Source organism: Streptomyces sp. NPDC007907 (assembly GCF_042959365.1).
Classification (GTDB): Bacteria; Actinomycetota; Actinomycetes; order Streptomycetales; family Streptomycetaceae; genus Streptomyces; species Streptomyces indiaensis.
On the sequence record NZ_JBIBKR010000002.1, the window covers coordinates 605,130 to 628,210 of the forward strand.

The window sequence follows — 23,081 nt, forward strand, 5'->3', positions numbered from 1 at the left end:
GGCGGTCAGCCCTTCGAGCGCAACTGGCGGAAGAGCGCCCGCACATCACCGACCAGCAGCTCCGGCTGCTCCAGAGCGGCGAAGTGCCCGCCGCGGTCGAACTCCGTCCAGCGGACGATGTTCTCCGTGCGCTCCGCCCGGTGCCGCAGCGGGATCTGCGGATCGCCGAAGAAGGATGCCACGGCGGTCGGCGCGGTGGAGGGCTCGTGCGGAGCGGCCACCCGCTCGCCCCGGGCGTGGGCCCGTTCGTAGTAGACCCGGGCCGACGAACCCGCCGTGCCCGTCAGCCAGTACAGCATCACGTTCGTCAGCATCAGATCCCGGTCGACGGCCTCCTCGGGCAGCTCCTCGGAGTCCGTCCACTCCTGAAACTTCTCCATGATCCAGGCGAGTTGCCCCACGGGGGAGTCGGTGAGCGCGTAGGACACGGTCTGCGGCCGGGTGGACTGCACGTGGAAGTAGCCCGTGCCGTCGCGGGACCACTGCGTCCAGCGCCGCCACGAGGTGAGCGTGCGCTCCCGCTCCGCGGGACTCAGCGCCTGGAGTTCCTCGGCGGTCGGCTCGGTGGCCGCCTGGGCGCCCGGGAGCAGATTGAGGTGGATGCCGAGGACCCGGCCGGGGTGCACGCGACCCAGTTCGCGGGTGATCGCCGCACCCCAGTCGCCGCCCTGGGCGCCGAACCGCTCGTAGCCGAGTCGCGTCATCAGCTCGGCCCACGCGTCGGCGATCCGGCGCGCCTCCCAGCCGGTCTCCCGGGTGGGGCCGGAGAAACCGAAGCCGGGAATGCTCGGCAGCACGAGGTGGAAGGCGTCCGCCGGATCGCCGCCGTGGGCGGCCGGATCCGTCAGCGGCCCGGCCACATGGAGGAATTCCACGATCGACCCCGGCCATCCGTGCGTGACGAGCAGCGGCGTCGCGTCGGGCTCGGGGGAGCGGATGTGAGCGAAGTGCACCTGCGCGCCGTCGATCTCGGTGAGGTACTGCGGCCATGCGTTGAGGCGCGCCTCCGCGGCCCGCCAGTCGTAGTCGTGCCGCCAGTACCTCACCAGCTCGCGCAGATAGCCCGAGGGGACGCCGTACGTCCAGCCCACCCCCGGCAGCTCGTCGGGCCACCGGGTCCGGTCGAGGCGGTCGTGGAGATCGTCGAGGTCGGCCTGCGCTACGTCGATGCGGAAGGGACGGATGCCGCTGTCGGCGGGCGTGGACGTCATGAGCATGATGCTAGTTCCGAACGGTGTAACGGCCACCTGAATTGACTGCCGCCCGGCCGATGAGTTCCGGGGCGCGCACCGGTCGACCCCGGTGACAGCGTTCCACGCACCCGGGAGGACCCATGACCACCGACGGATTCACCACCTGCCTCTGGTTCGACGGCCAGGCCGAGGAGGCCGCCCACTTCTACGTCTCGGTCTTCAAGAACTCCAGCATCGGCAAGATCGCCCGCTACCCCGAGGGCGCCCCGCAGCCCGCCGGGAGCGTGATGACCGTGGAGTTCACGGCCAACGGACACCGGTTCCTGGGCCTCAACGGCGGACCCGAGTTCAGGTTCAGCGAGGCGGTCTCCTTCATGATCTTCTGCGAGAACCAGGAGGAGATCGACTACTACTGGACCCGGCTCACCGAGAACGGCGGCGAGCCCGGCCCCTGCGGCTGGCTCAAGGACCGGTTCGGCGTGTCCTGGCAGGTCGTCCCGGACCGGCTCGACGCGATGATCACCGACCCTGATCCGGCGAAGGCCGCCCGTGTCACCCAGGCGTTCATGGCGATGAGCAAGTTCGACATCGCCGCCCTGGACAAGGCGTACGCCGGCGAATGACGCGCCCCGCCGCGGGGCGGAGTCGTCCCGCACGGCTTCCGGCCCGGCCCCTACGCCGTCTCCGCGGCGATCTCCCCGATCACGTAGCGGGAGTTCGCCGCGACGGGCGGGTTCGTGTCCCAGTAGTACGGCAGCGCGACGACCGCGATCGACAGGGCCCAGCCCCGCGCCCGTGCCCATTCGGCCTCGCCCGCGCCCACGGCCTCGCGGAACACCTCGCGTGCCGCGGCCGGCAGCAGGCACCAGGCAGCGATGAGGTCGACGGCCGGATCACCGACGCCCGCCGTCCCGAAGTCGATCACGGCGCTGAGCCGTCCGTCCGCGACCAGCAGGTTCCCGGCCATGAGGTCGCCGTGGGCCCAGACCGGCGGCCCGGTGTGCTCCGGGGCGCGCAGGGCCGCTTCCCACGCCTTCGTCACCGCGACGGTGTCGACCCGCCCGGCGAGGTCCGCGAGCGCCGCCCGCATCAAGGGGTCCCGGGCCGCCAGCGGCACTCCCCGGTACCCCGGGGGGCCCTGTGACGCGTCGATGCGGCGCAGGGCCGTGACCCACCCCGCCAGGTCCCCGGCGAGCATCACGGGCTCCTGGAGCCTGCCGGGCTCCGGGTTGTGGCCGTCCAGCCAGCGGTACACCGACCAGGGCCAGGGGAAGCCGTCGCCGGGCTCGCCCCGCCCCAGCGGTTCGGGTGCGCCGACGGGCAGGGCCGGTCCCAGCCGGGGCAGCCAGTGCAGCTCGTGCGCGATGGCCTGCACGGCACGCGGATGCCTCGGGAGCCGTACGACCTTGTCCGTGCCCAGGCGGAACATGGCGTTCTCCGTCCCGGAGGACTCCAGCCGCCGCACCGGCAGCCCGGCCCACCGGGGGAACTGTCCGGCGATCAGCCGGTCGACGAGCGACACGTCGATGTCCAGCTCGTCCTCATGCATCCGCACCACACCCATGACGCCCATTCGAGCGGTCAACGCGCCGCCTGTCGAACGGATTTGACGATCTCCCGGGCGATGCGCAGGATTCCGGGGGAGCGGACCGGGCAGGGCTTCGGCCTGGACGTCGTGGGGGCCAGGCAGAAGTGCAGGTGGTCGTCGTCGCGATGCAGGGCCGTGCGGTCGCGGCCGGGCTGGGTGCAGTAGTCGGGACGGGCGCGCTCGTAGGCCGTGCAGGGCAGGTACTGCGTCCAGGTGTAGCGGCCGCCTTCCGGGCTCACCGCCTTCCCGGCGTCCGCCACCAGGCCGCCCGAGGCGGCGGCCCGCTTCGCGTAGAGCGCGTTGACCCGGCGCACCCGGTCGGGCGTGATCGGGTCCGGGCCCTGGGACACCCAGACGATCCTCGGACGGTGGCCGTTCCCGGCCGCGGTGATCTGCTCGGTGAGCCGGCGCGCGTCGGCGTCGTAGCGGTCGAAGTACCGGGCGGGGGACTTGTCGTAGGTGATGCCGTCCATGCACGGCGTGTAGCCCCAGGAGTTCCCCCAGAACTGCAGGACCACGAAGTCGGGCCGCAGCCTGCGCACCAGCGCGGCGGCCTTGTCGGCGGCCGGGACCAGGGACCGCTCGGCCGTGCCCTCCAGATAGTCGCACAGCGTCGTGCCCGAGTACGGGGCGTCGGTGAACTTCGCCTTCAGGTCCCGGCGTAACTCCCGGCCCAGGACCCGCCGGCTCTCCATCGCCAGCGAGTCGCCGAGGTAGAGCACCGTCGGCGCCCGCTTCGGCGGCGGGCCGGGGGAGACGGGGGCGCGCTGGTGGGTGGTGGCCGACGCGCGTGGTGCGGCCGGCGCCGGCTCCTCGGGTGCGGACGCGGGATCCCCGCACCCGCCGACGAGCAACCCGGTCAGCAGTACCCCCACGACCCACGGCTTGCGCATACGGCAACTCCCGCCCCGGCCACCGAAAGGGCCCTCAGGCAAGCACAACCGGGCGCCCTGGGGGAAGACGTGCGTCGCGTACGGGACCGCTCGACGCGCGAGTCCGCCCCCGGGTGACTAGCGTGAGAAAACGGACGCATCCACTCATGGGGAGAGGGCCGTAGCCATGGCCGTGCAACCTGAAGGGGCCCCGTGCTGGGCCGACGCGATGTTCGGCGACCTCGAAGGGGCCAAGCGCTTCTACGGCGAAGTCCTCGGCTGGACCTTCGCCGAGGCATCGGCGGAGTTCGGCGACTACACGCAGGCCTCCGTGAACGGCAAGGCGGTCGCCGCCGTCGCTCCGCCCATGCCCGGCCAGGAGGGCCTGTCGCAGTGGTGCCTCTACTTCGCCTCCCGGGAGGCGGCCGCCACCGCCGCCCGCATCCGTGAGAACGGTGGCGAGGTACTGATGGAGCCGATGCAGGTCGGCGACTTCGGCACCATGTGCCTGGCCCGCGACCCGGGCGGCGTCGTCTTCGGCGTCTGGCAGGCCGGCACCCACGAGGGCTTCCAGGCGACGGCCGAACCGGGCGCCTACGCCTGGGCCGAGGTCTTCACCCGCGAGCCGGACAAGTCCGACGCCTTCTTCCCCGCCGTCTTCTCCTACCGGCAGCGGGACATGGAGGACGGCGAGATGGACTTCCGGATCTACGACCTGGGCGAGCGCAGCGTGCTGGGCCGGATGAGGATGGGCGAGGACTTCCCGCCCGAGATGCAGCCGTACATCAACGTCTACTTCACGGTCGAGGACTGCGACGCGGCCGTCGCGAGGGCCACCGGGCTGGGCGGCGTGCTGCGGTTCGGGCCGATGGACACCCCGTTCGGCCGGTTCGCCGCGATCAGCGACCCGCAGGGCGCGAATTTCTCGGTGATCGACGTCACGAGGACCGAGGGAGAGATGCCGAAGCTGACCGACGTGGCCTAGGGGCCCCGGACCTCCCGCGCCTCCTGGGCTCCTGGTCGGGTGTGCCCCGCGGCCATGGCATGATCGAGCGCATGCCTGAACGTGTTGTGGCCGCGTGTGACGGGGCTTCGAAGGGAAATCCCGGGCCCGCGGGCTGGGCCTGGGTCGTCGCCGACGCTTCCGAGACGCCGGAGCGGTGGGAGGCGGGGCCGCTCGGCAAGGCCACCAACAACGTCGCCGAACTCACCGCGCTGGAGCGCCTGCTGGCAGCGACCGACCCGGGCGTGCCGCTCGAGATCCGGATGGACTCGCAGTACGCGATGAAGGCCGTCACGACCTGGCTGCCGGGCTGGAAGCGCAACGGCTGGAAGACCTCGGCCGGCAAGCCGGTCGCCAACCAGGACCTCGTCGTGCGCATCGACGAACTCCTGGACGGCCGCTCGGTCGAGTTCCGCTACGTCCCCGCCCACCAGGTGGACGGCGACCGGCTCAACGACTTCGCCGACCGCGCCGCGAGCCAGGCCGCGACCGTCCAGGAGCCCGCGGGCAGCGGCCTCGGCTCTCCCGAGCCGCCGCCCTCCCCGGACACCCCTGCCAAGGCCCCCGGCTCCCGGCCGCGCACCGCCAGGGCAGCGGGGAGCAAGGGCTCCGCGCGCACCATCAAGGCGAAGTTCCCCGGCCGCTGCCAGTGCGGCCGTTCCTACGCGGCCGGTGAGCCCATCGCCAAGAACGACAGCGGCTGGGGCCACCCGGAGTGCCGTACGGGCGCCGGCGTCTGATCAGACGTCGAACGTGTAGAACCGCGTGTGGTCCAGTAGGTCCGCGGGACTCATGTCGTGCCACGGCCGCATCGTCTCGTTCAGGTCGATCACGTTCGGTGTACCGGCGGCGGGCAGATAGCCCGACCCGGGGTGGCGGCGCTGCCACTCGGCCCACAGCTTGTCTATGTACGCGTGGTGCAGCCAGAACACCGGGTCGTTGGGGGAGACCCCGGTGGCCATCTGCCCGCCGACCCAGACGTGGACGCGGTTGTGCAGATTGACACCCCGCCACCCCTCCAAGTGGTTGCGGAAGCCGTCCGAGCCGCTGTTCCAGGGCGCCATGTCGTACGTGGGCATCGCCAGCACCGACTCGACCTCCGCCCGCGTCGGCAGCTCGCGCACCCCCGCCCCTAGGGCGCGCCGCAGGAACGTACGGCCGTCGACCCGCACGTTGACCGGCCAGTTCCCGCCGGACGCGGAGAACGGCCCGTCCGTCACCCGGCCGTCCCGCTCCCGCCCGCTGCCCCCGAGGAAGTCGGGTGCCCACAGCGACGCCCGCGGCGTACGGTCGACCGTCCAGTCCCAGTAGGGCAGCGTCACCGACGCGTCCACCGACTGCAGGGCCCGCTCGAACTCCAGGAGGAATCTCCGGTGCCAGGGCAGGAAGGACGGTGAGCGGTGCCCGGTCCGCTCGCCGTTGTCGGTGTCGGAGACGATGAACGCGTTGTGCGTCGTGACGAACTCGTCGTAGCGGCCGCTGCGCTTCAGCTCCAGCAGCGCGGCGACGAAACGCCGCTTCTCGTCGGCGGTCAGGGTGGACTGGTTCTTGCGGACAGCCATGTGCGGGTGCTCCAGATGCCGTGCGAATCGGGTCAGTTGGCGGGGAACGGCAGCAGCGGCGCGCCCTGCAGCTCGTCCACCGCGGCGCGGGCCGCGGCGCGCGGGGTGGCGACCGGGTCGTAGTGGCTGACCACGCTGATCCAGCTGCCGTCGGCGTTGCGCATCACGTGCAGCTCCACCCCGTCGACGAACACCGCGTAGCCCGCGCCGTGGTGGCCGTGGTGACCGGACCCGTCGGTGGGCCGGCCCTGTATCCGGCGCCCCTTGTAGACCTCGTCAAAGGCCCCGGGGGAGTCGTGATGCCCGGCGGCCGACGCCGGGGTGGTGAGGGCTGACAACGTCCCCGCGCTCGTGGCGAGGACGGCCGCGGCGGTGAGCGCGCTGCGACGGCTGAGTTCCGGCATACGGACCTCCTGGATGGCTTTCGGCTGATGACCCCGCATACCTATCGGGCGGCCCGTCAACGGGAGAAATCCACGCGAGCCGGTTGGCTGCGATCCGGGCAATTCCCCTTATGTCATGCAGGATTGAACAAAGATGATCTTGCTGTGGCGGCACCGCGAGTGGGAGCGGAAGGGGAAATTCCACCCCGGTGTGGTGCTGTGGCGGATGTTTCTGTCCGTGCGATCCGTCACTCGTGGTGCGCGTCACGCCGCGAAACTGGCGTGATCCGGCGGGCGGTACGGCCCAGCCCGGGCACAGCCACTCCGCGTCCGCAGCCGACAGCTTTCAGTCACATGGGGGTGTGTGTGAAGGCCGTCTGGGTCGGCGGCGGGCCCGCCGGCTGTATCTCTCGATCCTGCTCAAGCGGCAGGACCCGTCCCACGACGTCACCGTCGGTGAACGGGATCCGGAAGGGTGCGGCTACGGCTGGGGCGGTCAGCCGAACAGCCGGTCCAGGAAGGCGTTGGCGTACACGCGGTGCGGGTCGAGCCGGTCCAGCACCGCGTCCGCCTGCGCCCACTCGGCCCGTCCGACCGCTGCCGGAACGACGTCACCCAGCACCTCCTCGTCGCTCCACACCCCTTCGTCCGTGTACGCCCACCCCTTCGACCACTCCACACGGGTCAGGGCAGAGCCGCCGTCGAACGTGCGCAGCAGGAACCGCTCGACCTCGGACAGGAACGCCTCCGCGTCCGGTGTGCCCGGCAGCGTCAGGACGTCCAGCCACACGGCCGTGTCCCACTCGGGACGGTCCTCGCGCGGACGGAGCGCCGACAGCAGCGGCGGGCGCGCCCCGGGCACGCCCACGTCGCCCGGGTCGTCCAGGCCGGTCACCCGGATCTCCACCGAGCCGTTGACCGGGAAGCTGCCCCGGGCGGCGTACGCCGTCAGCCGCTCGCGGTAGAAGGCGGCGAACTCGGAGACGACCCGCTGCACCCCGTCCCGCGAGGTGAGCACCGCGTAGCCGTTGGCGTGCACCCGCAGCGTGGTCGGCTTCAGGTACAGCAGCGTGTTCTTGGACGGCCCCCACAGGTCGGCGGAGAACGTCGCGACCAGCCCCAGCGCCGCGGCCTCGTACTGGGCGGTGCCGAGCACCGGCGCCAGGTACCAGGCGGCGTCCGACGTCATCCGGCCGACCAGTGCCGCCACCGGCGCGGGGACGTTGTCGGAGAAGGGGTAGTTGTACGGCCGGGTCACCTTGCGCGAGGTCAGCGGCCGGCTGGGGGCGAGGCTCCACACCTTCAGCCAGGGGTGCTCGGTGAAGGCGAACCAGATCGCCTCGACCCGGCCCGCCTCGTCCAGGAAGCTCGCGAGGGTCCGCCCGTCGCCCGAGCCGGGCGCGGCGAACAGTTCCCCGGCCGGGATGTCCGTACGGCTCACACACCTCAGGTCGGTGTTCGCGCCCACCCGCAGCACCACCTCGGTCACCAGGGACCGCCCCAGGTGGGTCAGCAGCGCGGCGCAGTCCGCGTCCTCGCGCTGGAAGGTGCGCAGCACGTACGCGTCGGCGCCGTCGTCCCACACGACCGCCGTCAGCGACAGGATCAGATTGCTGAGCGAGCCGTACGTGTGCCCGGGCCGCCGGCGCTCGCCCCGCGCCGGTACGGCCGTGCCGTGCGCGTCCACCGCGAGGGCGCCGCCCAGCGTGAGCACGCCGGGCGCGGGTGCGGCCGTGACACCGAGGCCGTGCTCCTCCAGAAAGGTCAGCAGGGCCTCCATGGTCACGCCGGTGCCGGCGCGCACGGCGGTGGGGGAGTCCAGGCTCAGACCGGTGAGGTGGGGCGCGGTGTCGACGAGGAGCACCGGTGCGCCCGACGGCGTCCGGTCCGTGACCGTCAGGGGCGACCAGCCGTGCGCGGCGCCCCGGGCGCGCACCCGCCACCCGTGCCGCCACGCCCAGTTGACGACGGCGACCAGCTGGTGCGGACTGCCCGGCGCACAGGCCCACAGGCCGTCCGCAGTGATCTCGCCGACCCAGTTCCGGTAAGCCGAGCGGTACAGCGCGACGTCCGCCGGGAAGTCCGGCAGCTCCGCCGCCGCGGCCGCCGGATCCGCCGGCAGGCCGGGTACGGCGGCCAGCGCGGCCGCGGTGAGGAGCAAGCCCCGGCGCGTCCAGGACGAGGCGTTCGACGGATCGTTGTGCGCGGGACCGGTGATCACGGGAGATCACGCTAGGGGCCGGTTGACACGTGTCGTGTCCCTGCCGCCTCTGATTCACTCGTGTGGGTGAACGGGGCGGGGTTCGGCAGGCTGGAGCGACACGTTCCGCGCCGTCGCGTGACAGGTGACACACTGACGCCCATGGACGAGCGCACATTCGACAGGTCGGGTCAGCACGCCTCCGTGATCGGTCTGGGAACCTGGCAGCTGGGTGCCGACTGGGGAGACGTCGACGACAAGGAAGCCCTCGCGGTACTGGAGGCGGCGGCGGAGGCCGGGGTCACCTTCTTCGACACCGCCGACGTGTACGGCGACGGCCGCAGCGAGCAGACCATCGCCGCGTTCCTCAGCGGCCGCCCGGATCTGCACGTCATGGTCGCCACGAAGATGGGCCGCCGGGTCGACCAGATCCCCGAGAACTACGTGCTCGACAACTTCCGCGAGTGGAACGACCGTTCCCGGCGCAACCTCGGTGTCGACCGCATCGACCTGGTGCAGCTGCACTGCCCGCCGACGCCCGTCTACTCCACGGACGAGGTGTTCGACGCGCTCGACACCCTGGTCGAGGAGGAGCGCGTCGCCGCCTACGGCGTCAGCGTCGAGACGTGTGAGGAGGCACTGACCGCGATCGCCCGGCCGAACGTGGCGAGCGTGCAGATCATCCTCAACCCGTTCCGCATGAAGCCCCTGCGCGAGGTGCTCCCGGCAGCCCGTGAGGCGGGCGTCGGCATCATCGCCCGGGTCCCGCTCGCCTCCGGCCTGCTCTCGGGCAAGTACACCCGGGAGACCGTCTTCCCGGAGAACGACCACCGCACCTACAACCGGCACGGCGAGGCCTTCGACCAGGGCGAGACCTTCTCCGGCGTCGACTACGCCACGGGCGTCGAGGCGGCCGCCGAGTTCGCGGCGCTCGCCCCCGAGGGATACACCCCGGCCCAGCTGGCGCTGCGCTGGATCGTCGAGCAGCCCGGCGTCACGACCGTGATCCCCGGCGCGCGCTCACCCGAGCAGGCCCGCGCGAACGCGGCCGCCGCCCGTCTGCCGGAGCTGCCCGGCGAGACGACGGCGGCGATTCGCGACCTCTACGACCGGCGCATCAGGGAGCAGGTCGAATCGCGCTGGTGACACCGGCTCTCACGGCTCCAGGAGCAGCTGCCTCTCCTGCTCCTGGTCGCCGGAGGCGGCACCGTCGTCGCGTGCCGTGAAGGCCCGGGTGAGCGTGTCGCTCGCCCGCCGCACGGCCTCCGGGCTGCCCTGCACGGTGACGGTCACGGGCGCGGAGAGCCGCCCCGGGCCCGTTGCCCCGCCACCGGTGGACGGCGCGTCGCCGTCCCCGTCGAAGGTCGCCGTGTGCACCGTCGCGTTCCCGTCGGCGGGACGTTCGTCCGGCGCCCCGAACGTGCCCTCCAGGGCCCGGACGACCGTTCGCGCGTCGTCGGTGCCTCCGCCGCTGAGCGTCACGGTGAGCTGCGTACCGGACATGCGTCCACGACCTCCTCGGTGCTCTGCGTCATTCGCGCCCTCCGTGTAACCGTCCCCTGATCGCTCAAACCGGCGCCTGCCCCGGGACGAGGAGCCGTTCCGGGGAACCCGGGAAAGAGGAGGGTCCCGATCTCACACCTGGAGGAACAGTGGCGGACGCGGCAGAGGGCGGGGGCATGCGCCGGGGGCGCAACGAGACGGAGGAGGAGCGAGCGGACCGGATGTGGCAGGAGCTCATCCAGGAGGTCCGCGTGGCCCAGATGGGCGTCCAGATCCTGTTCGGTTTCCTGCTCACCGTGGTCTTCACGGAGAAGTACGCGGACCTCTCCGACACCGACCAGACGATCTACCTCGTGACCGTCGTCCTGGGGGCCTGCGCCACCGGTGCGCTCATCGGACCGGTGTCCCTGCACCGCCTCGTCGCCGGGCGGCGCGTGAAACCCCAGGCGGTGCGGCTGGCCTCGCGTCTCACCCTGCTCGGCCTCGTGCTGCTGCTCGCCACGACGACGGCCTCACTGCTGCTGATCCTGCGCGTGGCGACACACGACGGCTTCGTGCCGTACCTGGTCGCCGGAGTGGTCGGCTGGTACCTGCTGTGCTGGTTCGTCCTGCCGCTGTGGACCCGGCACCGCTACACGTCGCGGTGAGGAACCGGAAACGTCCCCGTTTCAGCCCCCGGCCAGAACCCCCTCCAGGAAGTCGTCGACCCGGACCTCCTCGCTCCCCGGGGGGACCACCGCGTGGGTCTCGCGCAGGAACGCGGCGAATCCCGGCGCCCACCCGAACACCACCGCGTGGTGCCGGCCGCCGTCCGGGCGGGCGTCCCCGAGGAACTCCATGCGCAGCTCCTGCCACACCCCCCGGGACTCCGGGCGCATCCGCACGTCGCCCACCCCGACCGGACGCCGCAGCGCGTCACCGAGCATCTCCCGGTCCAGCTGCCACCGGGCGAGAACACGGCCGTCATGGCTGAAGACCACGGTGACGGCGAACGGGTCCGCGGCGTCGTAGCTCAGGTGGGCGAGCACGGAGAAACGGTCCGTGTCGCCCGCCTGGAGCTGCACCACCAGGGTCTTGTGGACGAACGAGTTCACGAGAGGGCCTCCGGGAAGAACCGATGTAGAGCCCTCTAGTACCCCCGATTCCGGTGAAATGCTCAGCCGGCCGGGTGATTCCCCCGAGCACCGCGCAGCGACTCGATGCAGACGGCCACGGCCCGCTGGAGGTCCTCCAGGCGCTGCACCATGTCGTCCTCGTAGAACTCACCGGCGTCGTCGAAGGTCAGCTCCTCGAACACCTTCGTCGCCTTCTGCAGACTGCTGTAGAACTTCGTGCGCCGCTCCTGCACCCGCAGCCCCGGGTCCGCCTCCACAACCTCCACGACGAGCGACTTCATGGTGTCGTAGGCCTCGCTCGCCCACTCGCCGGCGTCCTCGTCCTGGTCCAGCTCGTCGATGAGCGACAGGTGCCGCTCGGCCTCCTGCCGCAGCTCGACGGGCGCGTCGACGGTCTGCCCGGCGGGCGTCTTGATCTGCCCCGACTCGGCGATCTGCCGCACGTACCCGATCCGGTCGGCCGCCCTGCTCTCGCCGGCGACGGCCTTCTTCAGCTCGTCGGTGCGCACGACGTCCCGGGCCAGCTCCGACTGGAGGTCCGGGTCCTCCCGGACCCGGTCGAGCAGGGCCTGGCGGGCCGCGCGGGCGGTGGAGGGGTCGGCGAGGATCGCGGCCCGCAGGGCGGTGGGGTTCTCCGCGACCTCCAGGGCCTTCGTGGGCCGGATGCCCTCCGCCTCGGCGGCCTCGGAGATGGCGGTGCCGCGCTCGGACGTGGCGCTGTTGCGGGAGACGTAGTAGCTCAGCCACACGTCGGCGTCCGGCAGCTCCGCCTCCTGACCCGGCGTCAGTGCCTCGAACTGCGGCACCATCCCGTCGTCCGCCGCCCGGTCCCACGCCTTGTAGTAGCGCATGACCCGCTCCGGGGAGCAGCCGGCGAGCTCCGCGAACTCCTTCGCGGACACCTTCGGTGTCTCGTCCGCGCCCTGCCCGCCGGGCCGCACGCTGCGCGCCACCTTCAGACCGAACGCCCACCCCCCGGTCCGGGCGTACGCCCCGAACTCCCGCGCGTCCCGCGCGACCAGGTCGGAGAGCGGCGCCGGGACGGCGGTGGACGTCTCGGGCGGGGTCATGGCTACGGTCACGGACGACTCTCCTGGCGCGGGGCGGATCGGACGGCACAAGGTGCGCACGGAAGCCTAGCGGCACCCGCTGACCTCCCCGTTCACCCCCGCACGGCCGCCCGAGAACCGCTGTCGCCCCGGGGCACCGGCACGCGAGGCAGCGAAGTACTCGTCCGGTGTCTGGTGCTGCCTCTGGTTGGCGGGGCCTGCCCACGGCGGAGGAGGCGCAGCGGATCGGCGCGCTCGTGAAGAAGAGCCCCCCGGGGGCGGAGGGCTCAACTGGTCGAGCAGGTGGTGGAGGCGCTGGCCGAGGGCTTCAGCCGAACGCGTCCCGCAGCGCGGGCAGCAGGGTCTTCTCCGACCAGTCCAGGTACGCCGGCTGCGACTCGCCGCCGATCTGGACCAGGGCGACCTCGGTGAACCCGGCCTCGGCGTAGGGGCGGACGGCTTCGACGAACGCGTCCGGGTCGTCACCGCACGGGATGGCCTCGGCCACGTCGTCCTGCGTGACGAACTGGGTGGCCGCTTCGAAGGAATCCGGGTGCGGCAGTTCCGCGTTCACCTTCCAGCCGCTGCCGAACCAGCGGAACTGGGAGTGCGCGCGCTTGACGGCCGCGTTCCGATCGGGGTCGTAGCAGACCGGGAGCTGACCGACGCGGGGCTTGCCCTCGCCGCCGTGCCGGTCGAACGCCTCCAGCAGCCCGGCCTTGGGCTCGGTGGCGATCACCAGGTCACCGAGCCGGCCCGCGAGTTCGCACGACCGCTCTCCGGAGACGGCGATGCCGAGGGGCGGCGCCTCGTCCGGCAGGTCCCACAGCCGTGCCGACTCCACGTCGAAGTGCGTGCCGCGGTGATTGACGTGGCCGCCCTCGAATAGGGCGCGGATGATCTCCACGGCCTCCTCGAACATCTCGTGCCGCACGTCGACGGACGGCCAGCCGCCGCCCACCACGTGCTCGTTGAGGTTCTCGCCCGAACCCAGGCCCAGCCGGAACCGGCCCTCGGACAGCAGCTGCAGCGTCGCGGCCTTCTGCGCCACCACCGCCGGGTGGTAGCGGAACGTCGGGCACGTCACATACGTCATGAGCGGGATACGTGACGTGGCCTGGGCGGCCGCGCCGAGCACCGCCCACGCGTAGGGCGAGTGGCCCTGCGAGCGCAACCACGGGAAGTAGTGGTCGGAGGTCACCGAGAAGTCGAAACCCGCCTCCTCGGCCCGCACCACGTGGTCGACGAGCTCTCGGGGGCCGGCCTGCTCGGTCATCATCGTGTATCCGATTTGCACCATAACCGGCGAGTCCCCTGACACGGGACGTGAAAACGGGCTCGATCACGGGCGCCGGCAGGTGCAGGATGCGGGCATGAGTGCCTCCGCCCTGCCGTCCTCCTGCCCCGCCGCACAAGGTGTCGACGCCTCCGGCGTGCAGGCCTTCCTCGACGCCCTCGAAGCGGCGCCCGAGATCGAGCCGCACAGCCTGATGATCATGCGGCACGGACACCTGGTCGCGGCCGGCTGGTGGGCTCCGTACACCGCCGGACGCCGCCATCTGCTGTACTCGCTCAGCAAGAGCTTCACCGCCACCGCCGCGGCCCTGGCCGAGGCCGAGGGGCTGCTCGCCTTCGACGCGCCCGTGCTCTCGTACTTCCCGGAGTTCGAGGCCGGCATCACCGACCCGCGCAGCCGGGGCATGCTCGTCCGGCACGTGGCGTCCATGGCGAGCGGCCACCGGCGGGACACCGTCGACGAGGTCTTCGGGCCGGGCGTCACCGAGCCCGTCCGGCAGTTCCTGCTGCTGCCCCCCGACGCGGACCCGGGCACCGTGTTCGCCTACAACCAGCCCGCCACCTACACGCTCGCCGCGATCGTCCAGCGCGTGACCGGGCAGCCGCTCACCGCGTACCTGCGGCCCCGGCTGCTGGATCCGCTGGGCATCGGTGACGTGTCCTGGCTGCGGGACCGCGCCGGCCGCGAGCTCGGCTTCAGCGGCCTGCACGCCACCACCGACGCCGTCGCGCGGCTCGGACAGCTGTATCTGAGCGACGGCCTCTGGGCGGGGGAGCGGTTGCTGCCCGAGGGATGGGCGGCCCGGGCCTCGCACCCCCGCACACCGACCGCCGGTGCCATGGGAGACGTGGACCGGCAGGACTGGGACCGGGGCTACGGCTATCAGTTCTGGACGTCCCGGCACGGCTACCGGGGGGACGGGGCGTTCGGCCAGTTCTGCCTGGTGCTGCCGGAACACGACGTGGTGATCGCGGCGACCTCGGCGACCGAGCGGATGCAGGAGTATCTGAACCTGGTCTGGGAGCATCTGCTGCCCGCCTTCGGGCCCGAGCCGCTGACCGGCCGCGAGGCCGCCGACGCGGAGCTGCGGGAGCGCCTCGCCCGGCTCGGGCTGCCGCCCGCCCCGGGCGCACCCGCACCCCCGGAGCGGGAGCGGGACTGGGCGACCGCCGTGTTCACGCCCCGCGCGCAGGACGGACCGGTCCGTTCGGCCGGGCTCGCCCGCGACGCGGACGGCTGGACGCTGACCCTGAGGGGACAGGGAGACGGGCCGGACCGTTCCGATCGGATCGACCTGAGGATCGGCCGTGCGGGCTGGACGCTCGCCGAGGACCCCGTTCCGACCGCGGTGAGCGGCGGCTGGACCGAGGACGGCACGCTGGCCGTGGACGTGCTGTTCGTGGAGACCCCGCACCGTCTGGCCCTGACCTGCTCCCTCGCCGACCGGACGCTCACCGCGCACTGGGGCACCCCGCCGCTGCACGGCGGCCGGCTCACGGCCCTGCGCGCCCCGCGCGGCTCAGTCTGAGTCCGGCCGGAAGGTCCTGAAGAAGGTGCGCAACGCCTGCTGGTTGGCCGCCGTCTCCCAGTCGGCGTCCGGGGTCGTCCAGCGCAGCGAGAAGCTCCGGCCCCCGCCCAGCAGGACGCCACGGCCGTAGGTATGCAGGCGGGTGCCGCCGAGGTCCGCGGTCCACTCCATGTCGGCGGCCTGGCGGCCCTGGTACGTCGTCGCGCGGATCGCACCGATCCGGTCGTAGTCGTCCGCCTGTTTGAGGTTGGGTTCGACGTCGTCGCGCCACACGGCCACCGGGTTCGGCCCCGCCTGCTCGCTGTAGGTGACGGCCAGCGTGCGGTCGTCGCCCTCGGCGCCGAAGACGACCCGGTAGGCGGCGCCGTCGCGGTCGGTGTCCAGCCGCTCGAAAGCCTTCGGCAGCGCGACGGAGAAACCCTCCGGTGCCTGGTAGCGCTGGAAGCCGGCCGGCAGGGCCGTGCTCGGCGAGGAAGGCCTGGGCGTGGGCGTGGGGGTGCGTTCGCTCGACGGGGCGGACGCGGTGGGCGTGGGGGAGGGGGACTCGGGCGGGCTGGGCGCCCCGGACGGTTCGGGGCTGCCGTCGCCGGTTCCGTCGCCCGGCGTCGTGGCGGAGGCCGGGGGCCGGGCCGGCGATTCAGCCGCGTCGCTGCCGCCGTCCGTGCCGGGCAGCCCCTGGGTGGCGGCGAGCACGGCCACCGCGACGGTGACGACGGCCAGGGCCGTTCCCGCCACCATGGTCCGTCTGCTCCACGCGGGGTTCCCCGTCCGCACCGCCGCGTAGGCGCCGCGCAGCCGCGGGACCGGCGCCGCGGCCAGGGCGGCCTCGGGGTCCTCGGTCAGCGCGCGGGTCAGCGACTCGCGCACCACCGGGCGGGTCAGCCGTTCCCGTGAGTCCTTGCGGAGCAGCCCCTGGACGACCTGGGTGAGCGGCCCGGCGCGCACCGGTGTGCGCAGCGGGAGCCGGTCCACGCCCTTCAGCGTGTTCTCCGGGCGTCCCCGGTCCCGGAACGGCGGGCGGCCCTCGACCGTCGTGTACAGGATCGCGCCCAGCGCCCACAGGTCGGCCGCGGGGCCGATGCGCTGGTCGCGGGCCTGCTCCGGGGAGGCGAACGCGGGTGCCGTGAGCCGGGGCGCGAGCGTCGCGCCGGCCAGGCCGAAGCCGGTGACGACGACCGAGTGGTCCTCGCGCACGTACACCTGCCCGGGACTGAGTTCGCCGTGCGTGATGCCCTCGCCGTGCGCGGCGTCCAGCACGTCGAGCAGCGCCAGGCCGATCCGCGCCGCCCGCACGTAGTTGAACGTGCCTTGCTCCGAAAGGAGTTCACCGAGCGCTGTGCCGTCGATCCATTCGTTGACCGTCCACAGGGCGCCGCCCTCCTCGACCGCGTCGACGACCGCGGCGATGCGGCCGGGGCACAGCAGCGCCACGCTCTCGGTCGTGCGCAGCAGGCGGGCGGCGGCCCGGCGCTCGGGCCCGCCCGGGTCCTCGGGAAGCCCGACCTGGGTCACGAGGCAGGGGCGGGAGAACTCGCCGGCCCCGGTGTCCTCGGCGTACCAGCAGATGCGGTTGGTCTCGCGGTGGAGGATCTCGAGCAGCCGGTACCGGCCGGCGACCAACTGGTGTGTGGAGACGTGCGCCCTGCCCATGGCCATCCCTCGCTGGAAACCTGGCTCTCACTTTTCCAGAAGTACGGGGGGTCAGGCGGCCTGCGTTCAATCGGATCGCAACTCCGGCCCCAATCCTGTCTTTTGTTCAAGAAAAGGGATCACGTGTGCGAGGAAAAGCGGTCTTTGAGGTCCGGGCGCGGCTCACCTCGGCAGCCGGACCGCGACGGGCACGGGGAATTCGATCGCCGCGGCCCGGCTGATTCGCTATTTCGGTCCCGGCCTGCTGGTAACCGGCGGTAAATGCGGACGTGTACAACGTCCGAACTCGGAGCCCTCCGATGAATTCCGCCGTGGATTCGCCAAGAGGGGCCGCAACGTCAGCGCAGCCCGAAGCGGCGCGACCAGGCGAACACGTCGTCCGTCGTCGCGTTGCCCCCGCACACCACCAGAGCGATCCGGGCCCCGTCGCCGACCCGTTCCAGGACCCGCCGGGCCGCGGGCAGCAGGCAGCCGGCCGCCGGTTCGGCCCAGACCTTGGCGTGGTCGGCCAGGTCCAGCGTCCCCCGCACGGCCTCCCGGTCCGGGACCACCAGGACCTCGGTGACCAGAGCGGAGACATGGTCGTACGTCAGCTGCGACACGGACGGGGCGCTGAGGGTGGAGACGATCGACGACAGGGCGACGGGCAGCGGGCCGCCCGCCGTCAGCGCCTCGGACATGGCCTGCGCGCCCTCGGTCTCCACGCCCCACACCCGCACACCGGGCCGGCGGGCCCGCAGCGCGGCGGCGACACCGGCGATCAGGCCGCCGCCCCCGATGCTCACGAGCACGTCGGTGAGTTCCCCGGCGTCGGCCGCCAGCTCCAGCCCCACCGTGCCCTGCCCGGCGATCACGGCCGGGTCGTCGAAGGGGTGGACCAGGGTCAGGCCCTCCTGCTGGAGCCGTGACATGAGCGCGAACGCGCCGTCCATGTCGTCGGTCAGCCGCACCGACGCGCCGGCTGCCTCCGCGATCTCCACGGCACGGGCGGGTGCCGAGCGGGGCATCACGACCGTCGCCTTCACATCGAGGGCCGCGGCCATGACGGCGACGGCGATCCCGTGGTTGCCCCCGCTGACCGCCACGACCCCGGCGGCCCGCTCGGCCTCGCCCAGCGACAGCAGCTTCACCGTCGCCCCGCGTACCTTGAACGAACCGGTGCGCTGCAGCAGTTCGAGCTTCACGGTCACCGGTGCGCCGAGCAGCGCCGACAGCCCCGGACTGTCCACGGTCGGGGTGCGCACGACGTGCCCGGCGATGCGCCCGGCCGCGGCTTCGATCTCCGAAATGCCGATCATGGCAGTGGTCCTTCCGGCGCGGGGTCGCGGAACGCGCCGTGTCGAACCCTGACGCGCCGAGCGGGCGAGGTCAAAGCGATACCCGCGGGCGCCCGCGCCCCGGACGTGTTGCGCGACGGGGCCCGCGCCTCGAACGCGTGAGGTGGGGCCCGCGCCCCGAACGCGTGATGTGACGGGCATCCGCGCGCCTCGACCGCGACACGCGACACGCGGCGGGCGCCCGCGTCCCGGCCGCATCCCGGGGCGGGCGCTCAGACATCGCGCCGCACCAGGTACTCCAGCAGCGACCGCAGGTCGCTGACGGCGTCCGCTGCCAACGGGGCCCCGGCAAGGGCGCTCTCGACGGCGGCGAGGTGCCGGCGTGCCTCCGCCAGGGCGGCCGCACGGCCGCCCGCCTCCTCGATCAGCGCGGCCGCCGTGCCCGGCGCCTCACCCGACTCCAGGAGTGCGGCGATACGGCCGGCCTGGGGAGAGTCGAGCGCCACCAGCACCGGGAAGGTCCTTTTCCGCTCGCGCAGATCACCGTGGACCGGCTTGCCGGTGACGCCGGGGTCGCCCCAGATCCCCAGCACGTCGTCGACGATCTGGAACGCGACCCCGAGATGCCGGCCGGCCCGGTCGAGCGCGGCGGCCGTCCCGGGAGCGGCACCGCCGAGCACGGCACCGAGCGCCGCCGCGCAGCCCAGCAGCGCACCCGTCTTGTGCTCCGCCATCGCCCGGTACTCGTCCGGCCGCACCCGTTTCGGCCCCGTCCAGGGGCGGCCGGTGAACAGCAGGTCGTCCGCCTGCCCGCGCACCAGGTCACCCAGCGCCACGGACAGCGTCCGCACGCCCTGCGCACCGCCCGGCTGCGCCGCCAGAGTCTCGACGGCCAGGGCGAACAGGGCGTCACCCGCGAGCACCGCCGGCCCCGTGCCGTAGGCCTTCCACACGGTCGGGCGGCGGCGCCGGTCCGTGTCGCCGTCCATGATGTCGTCGTGCAGCAGGGAGAAGGTGTGCACGAGTTCCACCGCGACCGCCGCGGACACCCCGGCCCGGGTCGGCGCACCGGCCGCCTCCGCCCCGAGCACCGCGAGCGCCTGCCGCACGCCCTTGCCGCCGGAGGCCACGGCCGGCGCGCCGCCGACCTCGCACCAGCCGAAGGAATAGCCGGCCATCTCGCCCACCCAGGGGTGCAGCCGCCCCACGGCGTCCTCCAGTGCCGGGCGGACCAGGGCCCGGCAGCGGTCGAGAACCCGGCGGGCGTCACCGGCGCCGGCCGCGCGATCGTACGGCTCGCCCCGTCGTGCAGCCCCAGCCGTGGCGGGAGACGCGGCTGCGGTGTCCTGCCGGTGCGACCCCGCTGGTGCCGGTGCCGTACCCCGGTGTGCCGCTTGCTCGGCTCCACGGAGCAGCGGCGCCTGCGTGAGCGGTGCGGGGGCCGTGGTGGCTTGCCGCGCCTCCTCCGCCGTCGTAGGCAGCGCCGTCACCGGGCCGCCCCCGTCTCCTGCCCGGCGGACGGTATGCCGAGTTCGTCGTGGGCCCGGGCCACCATCCGGCGGGCGTGTTGCAGACCGATGCGCTCCAGCAGGCCGGCGAGGTCGGCCAGTTCGGCCGCCGTCTCGTCACGGTCGCGGCCCAGGCGGGCCAGGGACTTGGCCAGACCCAGCCGGGACAGTGCCTCCCCGCGCGGCTCGCTCATCTCGCGGAACTCCGCGAGCGCCTGCTCGTACAGCTCCCGCGCCTGCGCGTAACGCCCCGCCCGGTACAGGACGTTGCCGCGCATCTTGTGGTTGTAGGCGAGCGCGCTGGACAGCCGCATCGCGCGGCACGTCGCCTCCGCCTCGCTGAGCAGTTCCAGGGCCCGCTCGGTGTCCTGGTCGCGGACCGACACCACATCGGCCAGCCCGCGCAGCGCCCAGGCGTGGCCGCGGCGGTCATCGGCACGAGCGGCGATCTCGGCGGCCTCCTCGAAGAGCGCGTACGCCGTGTCGTAGCGGCCGGTGTTGCGGTGCATCTGGGCGATGCCCTCCAGCGCCCACACCGTGTGCCGCGCCTCCCCGCGCCGCCGGGCCTCGGCGAGCAACTGCTCGTGCAGGCGGCCGACGGCCTCGTAGTCGCCCTGGATGCGGCCGGTCTCGGCCAGTCCGGCCAGCGAGTAGCCGCGGACGACGATGTCCTCGCCCTGTTCGCCCAGGTCGGCGGCCAGCCGGAGCAGTCTGCGGGCCAGCGGGAGCGCGCCGCGCTGCCGGGCCAGGGTGCCGCCGCTCCACAGCGCCCAGGCCATCGCTCCGAGGTCCCCGGCCTGCCGGGCCGCGCGGTAACTCGCCTTCCAGGCCCGGTCCGCTTCCTCGACCCGGCCCAGCCGCCGGTGCGCCTCGGCAACGGCGAGTCCGGAACGCGCCGCCTCCGCGGGCCGGCCGGCGCGCTCGGCCGCTCTCAACTGCTCGGTACCGGCGGCCAGGACGTCGGTCAGGGAGGAGTTGACGGAGAGAGTGGTGAGCGCGCCCTGGTACTCCGGGGCGAATGCCTTGCCGTACATCGATGCCTTTCGGTCCGTATGCACACCTTGTATACACAGCGCGTATACATGGTGTGCATAGAAGGGTGAAAACCTGCCCCGGCCACCAGGGCCGGGGCAGCACCTGTTGCCGATCAAGACGTCGGCGGAACGGACCGGGTTGCCTCTGAGACGCAGGTCACCTGACAGGCATTCAGTGCTGCCCCGCCTTGTGCGGAGTCGCCTCGCTCGGCCGGACGACGACGTACCCCTGGCCCTGGAGCAGCAGTTGCACCGCCTCGCCCGAACCGCCGCGCAGCATCGAGCCGATGGACTGCGAGCGGTGCAACGACGTCTGCAGGCCCGCCGTCCAGCCGACGATCGCGTCCGTGTCGACGTACACCGGGTACTGCGGCGAGACGGGGATGACGAGCGGGTTGCCCTCGCACACCAGGCCCAGTTTGCCGTGCCCGGTGAACACGCTGTTGAACAGGCCGCCGCCGGTCATGCCGGCGCCCTTCACGGTGGCGATGCGGTACGACAACGTGGAGTCAAAACACAGGACGTTGCGACCGTTGACCGTGAACTCGTCGCCCGGCTCGACATCGACGATGAAACAGTTCTGCGCCTCGTGCGCGAACCAGGCCTCGCCCTGCCCGCGCACCGCCATCAAAGGCAGGCCCTCCCCGGTGACCGCGCGCTTGAGCATGCCGCCCACACCCTGGCCCTTGCGCTCGAACTGGAGGTTGCCGCGGTAGGAGATCATCGCTCCCTGCCGGGCGAGCATCTCGCCGTTCACCGTGTACCGGATGCACTTGGCGTTCTCGACGGTCATGCCCGGCGCCACGGCCGGCTGCACCATGTGCTCGTTGGAAAAGAGATCACCCTTCATACCGGCATCCTCGCCCGGAGCGTTTCCCTCCGCCAAGATCGGGCAGACGGTCGCTTCGCACACCCGTGGCTCACGCCACGCCACCCACCGCCGGGGACGGCACGCCGGGAAACCCACCTGCGTGGCGTCGCCGGCCGCACCGCTACCGTGTCGTACGCCGGGACGACCTCCGCCCGCACTCGACCCACCGGCCGAAGGAGCGCCGCAGATGTCCCGCACCGTACGTTCCCGCTGCCGTGCCGCCCTGGCCGCCCTCACCTGCTGGGTGGCGCTGGGCTGCGGGACCGGCGCGGAGCCCGCGGGAGACGGACCGAGGCCGCCGGCAGACGCCGCTCCGACGGCGGCCGGGCGCGGCGTGGTCACCTGGGCCTCTTCCGCCGGCCACGTCGGCGAGGCGGCCGGCGGCGGCCGCGGCTACCGGCTGATGGTGCACACCAGTGTCGGCGGCCGCGACCTCAGGGTGCGGCTGTCCAACGCCTTCGGCGACCGGCCGGTGACGTTCCAGAACGTCCACGCGGGCCTGCAAAGGGACGGTGCCGCGCTCGTCCCCGGCAGCAACAGGCGTCTGACCTTCCGCGGCGCACGCTCCGTCACCGTCCCCGCGGGCGGCATCGTCTACAGCGATCCGCTGCCCGGCAGCGTGCCCGCCGGGCGCACCCTCGCCGTCAGTCTGTACGTCCCCCGGGCGGGCGGCGCGCTCACGGGGCACTGGCTGGCGATGCAGACCTCGTACACCACCCGCGGTGACCACGCGGCGGAGGAGGGCGCGGCCCACTGGAAGAACCGGATCCACTCGTGGTTCTACCTCGACGCCGTCACGGTACGGCCCCGCCGGGGAGCGGGCGCCGTGGCCGCCCTCGGCGACTCCATCACCGACGGCTGGCACTCCACCACCGGCCGCAACCGCCGCTGGCCCGACTACCTGGCCCGCCGCCTCGGTACGTCCGCCGGCTCGGTCGAGGGGGTGGCCAACGCGGGCATCGCCGGGAACAAGGTCCTCCTCGACGGCCCCGGGCAGAGCGCCCTGAACCGTCTGCAGCGGGACGCGCTCTCGCTGCCGGGCGTGCGCACGGTGTTCCTCTTCCAGGGCGTCAACGACATCAAGGCCGAACCCGCCGCCACCAGCGCCGGGCTGATCGCCGGGTACCGCCGGCTGATCGACCGGGCGCACGCGTCCGGAAAGTGCGTCGTCGGTGCCACGATCGCCCCCTACAAGGGCTGGCAGGAGTGGGATCCCGCCGGGGAAGCGGTACGACGGCAGGTCAACGCCTTCATCCGCGACAGCGGCGCGTTCGACGCCGTCACCGACTTCGACCGTGTCCTGCGCAGCCCCCGGGACCCCGAGCGTCTCCTGCCCGCCTTCGACGGCGGCGACCATCTGCACCCCAACGACAAGGGGATGCGGGCGATGGCCGACGCGGTCGAACTCGGCGACCTCGACTGCGGGACCCGCTAGGCCGGCGCGGGGC

At 72.8% G+C, this 23,081-nt stretch carries 22 protein-coding genes and 1 pseudogene; 8 read left to right on the forward strand and 15 right to left on the reverse strand.

Translation table 11 applies throughout. The features are described from left to right. Positions 1 to 5: 5 nt before the first annotated feature. Positions 6 to 1,211: an alpha/beta fold hydrolase gene (locus ACFZDI_RS08775; RefSeq protein WP_391248807.1), complete on the reverse strand. Its 1,206-nt coding sequence runs from the start codon at positions 1,209 to 1,211 to the stop codon at positions 6 to 8. Positions 1,212 to 1,333: 122 nt separating this feature from the next. On the opposite strand from ACFZDI_RS08775, the gene ACFZDI_RS08780 reads away from it, so the two are divergent. After that, positions 1,334 to 1,816, forward strand: a complete 483-nt coding sequence (locus ACFZDI_RS08780; RefSeq protein WP_234849337.1) for a VOC family protein — start codon at positions 1,334 to 1,336, stop codon at positions 1,814 to 1,816. 50 nt (positions 1,817 to 1,866) lie between these two features. Here the strand turns inward: ACFZDI_RS08780 and ACFZDI_RS08785 are convergent, their stop codons facing one another. Both ACFZDI_RS08785 and ACFZDI_RS08790 read right to left on the reverse strand, forming a co-directional pair. Next, positions 1,867 to 2,742, reverse strand: a complete 876-nt coding sequence (locus ACFZDI_RS08785) for a phosphotransferase (protein ID WP_391249517.1) — start codon at positions 2,740 to 2,742, stop codon at positions 1,867 to 1,869. Positions 2,743 to 2,774: 32 nt separating this feature from the next. Next, positions 2,775 to 3,674, reverse strand: a complete 900-nt coding sequence (locus ACFZDI_RS08790; protein ID WP_391248809.1) for an SGNH/GDSL hydrolase family protein — start codon at positions 3,672 to 3,674, stop codon at positions 2,775 to 2,777. A gap of 166 nt (positions 3,675 to 3,840) precedes the next feature. On the opposite strand from ACFZDI_RS08790, the gene ACFZDI_RS08795 reads away from it, so the two are divergent. Together ACFZDI_RS08795 and ACFZDI_RS08800 are read left to right on the forward strand one after the other, a co-directional pair. Continuing rightward, positions 3,841 to 4,638: a VOC family protein gene (locus tag ACFZDI_RS08795; protein WP_391248811.1), complete on the forward strand. Its 798-nt coding sequence runs from the start codon at positions 3,841 to 3,843 to the stop codon at positions 4,636 to 4,638. Between the two features lie 59 nt (positions 4,639 to 4,697). Further along, on the forward strand, positions 4,698 to 5,396 hold the full coding sequence (locus ACFZDI_RS08800) for an RNase H family protein (RefSeq protein ID WP_391248813.1): 699 nt from the start codon (positions 4,698 to 4,700) through the stop codon (positions 5,394 to 5,396). Here the strand turns inward: ACFZDI_RS08800 and ACFZDI_RS08805 are convergent, their stop codons facing one another. Both ACFZDI_RS08805 and ACFZDI_RS08810 read right to left on the reverse strand, forming a co-directional pair. Continuing rightward, entirely contained in the window at positions 5,397 to 6,218 is an 822-nt protein-coding gene (locus tag ACFZDI_RS08805; protein WP_234849345.1) for a tyrosinase family protein, read from the reverse strand. Positions 6,219 to 6,250: 32 nt separating this feature from the next. Next, entirely contained in the window at positions 6,251 to 6,622 is a 372-nt protein-coding gene (locus tag ACFZDI_RS08810) for a tyrosinase cofactor (protein WP_361119626.1), read from the reverse strand. 333 nt (positions 6,623 to 6,955) lie between these two features. On the opposite strand from ACFZDI_RS08810, the pseudogene ACFZDI_RS08815 reads away from it, so the two are divergent. Further along, positions 6,956 to 7,095 (forward strand): annotated as a pseudogene (locus ACFZDI_RS08815) (FAD-binding monooxygenase); the annotation flags it as partial. A 2-nt stretch (positions 7,096 to 7,097) separates the two neighbouring features. Here ACFZDI_RS08815 and ACFZDI_RS08820 read toward each other — a convergent pair. Then, complete coding sequence (locus ACFZDI_RS08820) at positions 7,098 to 8,822, reverse strand: cholesterol oxidase substrate-binding domain-containing protein (protein WP_391248816.1); 1,725 nt, start codon at positions 8,820 to 8,822, stop codon at positions 7,098 to 7,100. Between the two features lie 141 nt (positions 8,823 to 8,963). Here ACFZDI_RS08820 and ACFZDI_RS08825 point away from each other — a divergent pair, with 141 nt between their 5' ends. Then, complete coding sequence (locus ACFZDI_RS08825; RefSeq protein ID WP_361119622.1) at positions 8,964 to 9,947, forward strand: aldo/keto reductase; 984 nt, start codon at positions 8,964 to 8,966, stop codon at positions 9,945 to 9,947. A gap of 9 nt (positions 9,948 to 9,956) precedes the next feature. On the opposite strand, the gene ACFZDI_RS08830 is transcribed toward ACFZDI_RS08825, so the two are convergent. Then, positions 9,957 to 10,304, reverse strand: coding sequence for a hypothetical protein (locus ACFZDI_RS08830; RefSeq protein WP_361119620.1), 348 nt, complete (start codon positions 10,302 to 10,304; stop codon positions 9,957 to 9,959). A 149-nt stretch (positions 10,305 to 10,453) separates the two neighbouring features. Here ACFZDI_RS08830 and ACFZDI_RS08835 point away from each other — a divergent pair, with 149 nt between their 5' ends. Next, positions 10,454 to 10,951 (forward strand): DUF6328 family protein, encoded by a 498-nt coding sequence (locus ACFZDI_RS08835; protein ID WP_372486683.1) that lies wholly within the window; start codon positions 10,454 to 10,456, stop codon positions 10,949 to 10,951. A gap of 21 nt (positions 10,952 to 10,972) precedes the next feature. Here the strand turns inward: ACFZDI_RS08835 and ACFZDI_RS08840 are convergent, their stop codons facing one another. The 3 genes from ACFZDI_RS08840 to ACFZDI_RS08850 form a co-directional block, all read right to left on the reverse strand. Further along, a complete protein-coding gene (locus ACFZDI_RS08840) occupies positions 10,973 to 11,398 on the reverse strand; it encodes an SsgA family sporulation/cell division regulator (RefSeq protein WP_234849350.1) in 426 nt (141 codons plus the stop codon). A 62-nt stretch (positions 11,399 to 11,460) separates the two neighbouring features. After that, positions 11,461 to 12,501 carry a hypothetical protein gene (locus ACFZDI_RS08845; RefSeq protein ID WP_391248820.1) on the reverse strand — a complete coding sequence of 347 codons (1,041 nt, stop codon included), beginning with the start codon at positions 12,499 to 12,501 and terminating at the stop codon, positions 11,461 to 11,463. 295 nt (positions 12,502 to 12,796) lie between these two features. Further along, entirely contained in the window at positions 12,797 to 13,768 is a 972-nt protein-coding gene (locus ACFZDI_RS08850; RefSeq protein ID WP_234849352.1) for an LLM class F420-dependent oxidoreductase, read from the reverse strand. 73 nt (positions 13,769 to 13,841) lie between these two features. Between ACFZDI_RS08850 and ACFZDI_RS08855 the strand changes: the two genes are divergently transcribed. Further along, positions 13,842 to 15,293, forward strand: a complete 1,452-nt coding sequence (locus tag ACFZDI_RS08855; RefSeq protein WP_391248821.1) for a serine hydrolase — start codon at positions 13,842 to 13,844, stop codon at positions 15,291 to 15,293. Here ACFZDI_RS08855 and ACFZDI_RS08860 read toward each other — a convergent pair. The 5 genes from ACFZDI_RS08860 to ACFZDI_RS08880 all read right to left on the reverse strand — a co-directional run bounded on the left by ACFZDI_RS08860 (position 15,285) and on the right by ACFZDI_RS08880 (position 21,612). Then, positions 15,285 to 16,949 carry a serine/threonine protein kinase gene (locus ACFZDI_RS08860; protein WP_391248824.1) on the reverse strand — a complete coding sequence of 555 codons (1,665 nt, stop codon included), beginning with the start codon at positions 16,947 to 16,949 and terminating at the stop codon, positions 15,285 to 15,287. The two genes, ACFZDI_RS08855 and ACFZDI_RS08860, sit on opposite strands and share 9 nt — an antisense overlap. Positions 16,950 to 17,281: 332 nt before the next feature. Beyond that, entirely contained in the window at positions 17,282 to 18,241 is a 960-nt protein-coding gene (locus ACFZDI_RS08865; RefSeq protein ID WP_391248826.1) for a pyridoxal-phosphate dependent enzyme, read from the reverse strand. 251 nt (positions 18,242 to 18,492) lie between these two features. Beyond that, positions 18,493 to 19,428, reverse strand: coding sequence for a polyprenyl synthetase family protein (locus ACFZDI_RS08870; RefSeq protein ID WP_391248829.1), 936 nt, complete (start codon positions 19,426 to 19,428; stop codon positions 18,493 to 18,495). A 278-nt stretch (positions 19,429 to 19,706) separates the two neighbouring features. Then, on the reverse strand, positions 19,707 to 20,762 hold the full coding sequence (locus tag ACFZDI_RS08875) for a tetratricopeptide repeat protein (protein ID WP_361119601.1): 1,056 nt from the start codon (positions 20,760 to 20,762) through the stop codon (positions 19,707 to 19,709). A 172-nt stretch (positions 20,763 to 20,934) separates the two neighbouring features. Further along, a complete protein-coding gene (locus tag ACFZDI_RS08880; RefSeq protein WP_234848153.1) occupies positions 20,935 to 21,612 on the reverse strand; it encodes an AIM24 family protein in 678 nt (225 codons plus the stop codon). A gap of 208 nt (positions 21,613 to 21,820) precedes the next feature. Between ACFZDI_RS08880 and ACFZDI_RS08885 the strand changes: the two genes are divergently transcribed. Next, complete coding sequence (locus tag ACFZDI_RS08885) at positions 21,821 to 23,068, forward strand: SGNH/GDSL hydrolase family protein (protein WP_234848154.1); 1,248 nt, start codon at positions 21,821 to 21,823, stop codon at positions 23,066 to 23,068. The last annotated feature ends 13 nt before the right edge of the window (positions 23,069 to 23,081 follow it).

Bases quoted from the DNA above. Each gene is read 5' to 3' on its own strand.
- ACFZDI_RS08775 (WP_391248807.1), bottom strand. From the start codon at position 1,211: ATGACGTCCACGCCCGCCGACAGCGGCATCCGTCCCTTCCGCATCGAC.
- ACFZDI_RS08780 (WP_234849337.1), top strand. From the start codon at position 1,334: ATGACCACCGACGGATTCACCACCTGCCTCTGGTTCGACGGCCAGGCC.
- ACFZDI_RS08785 (WP_391249517.1), bottom strand. From the start codon at position 2,742: ATGCATGAGGACGAGCTGGACATCGACGTGTCGCTCGTCGACCGGCTG.
- ACFZDI_RS08790 (WP_391248809.1), bottom strand. From the start codon at position 3,674: ATGCGCAAGCCGTGGGTCGTGGGGGTACTGCTGACCGGGTTGCTCGTC.
- ACFZDI_RS08795 (WP_391248811.1), top strand. From the start codon at position 3,841: ATGGCCGTGCAACCTGAAGGGGCCCCGTGCTGGGCCGACGCGATGTTC.
- ACFZDI_RS08800 (WP_391248813.1), top strand. From the start codon at position 4,698: ATGATCGAGCGCATGCCTGAACGTGTTGTGGCCGCGTGTGACGGGGCT.
- ACFZDI_RS08805 (WP_234849345.1), bottom strand. From the start codon at position 6,218: ATGGCTGTCCGCAAGAACCAGTCCACCCTGACCGCCGACGAGAAGCGG.
- ACFZDI_RS08810 (WP_361119626.1), bottom strand. From the start codon at position 6,622: ATGCCGGAACTCAGCCGTCGCAGCGCGCTCACCGCCGCGGCCGTCCTC.
- ACFZDI_RS08825 (WP_361119622.1), top strand. From the start codon at position 8,964: ATGGACGAGCGCACATTCGACAGGTCGGGTCAGCACGCCTCCGTGATC.
- ACFZDI_RS08830 (WP_361119620.1), bottom strand. From the start codon at position 10,304: ATGTCCGGTACGCAGCTCACCGTGACGCTCAGCGGCGGAGGCACCGAC.
- ACFZDI_RS08850 (WP_234849352.1), bottom strand. From the start codon at position 13,768: ATGGTGCAAATCGGATACACGATGATGACCGAGCAGGCCGGCCCCCGA.
- ACFZDI_RS08855 (WP_391248821.1), top strand. From the start codon at position 13,842: ATGAGTGCCTCCGCCCTGCCGTCCTCCTGCCCCGCCGCACAAGGTGTC.
- ACFZDI_RS08860 (WP_391248824.1), bottom strand. From the start codon at position 16,949: ATGGCCATGGGCAGGGCGCACGTCTCCACACACCAGTTGGTCGCCGGC.
- ACFZDI_RS08865 (WP_391248826.1), bottom strand. From the start codon at position 18,241: ATGATCGGCATTTCGGAGATCGAAGCCGCGGCCGGGCGCATCGCCGGG.
- ACFZDI_RS08875 (WP_361119601.1), bottom strand. From the start codon at position 20,762: ATGTACGGCAAGGCATTCGCCCCGGAGTACCAGGGCGCGCTCACCACT.
- ACFZDI_RS08880 (WP_234848153.1), bottom strand. From the start codon at position 21,612: ATGAAGGGTGATCTCTTTTCCAACGAGCACATGGTGCAGCCGGCCGTG.
- ACFZDI_RS08885 (WP_234848154.1), top strand. From the start codon at position 21,821: ATGTCCCGCACCGTACGTTCCCGCTGCCGTGCCGCCCTGGCCGCCCTC.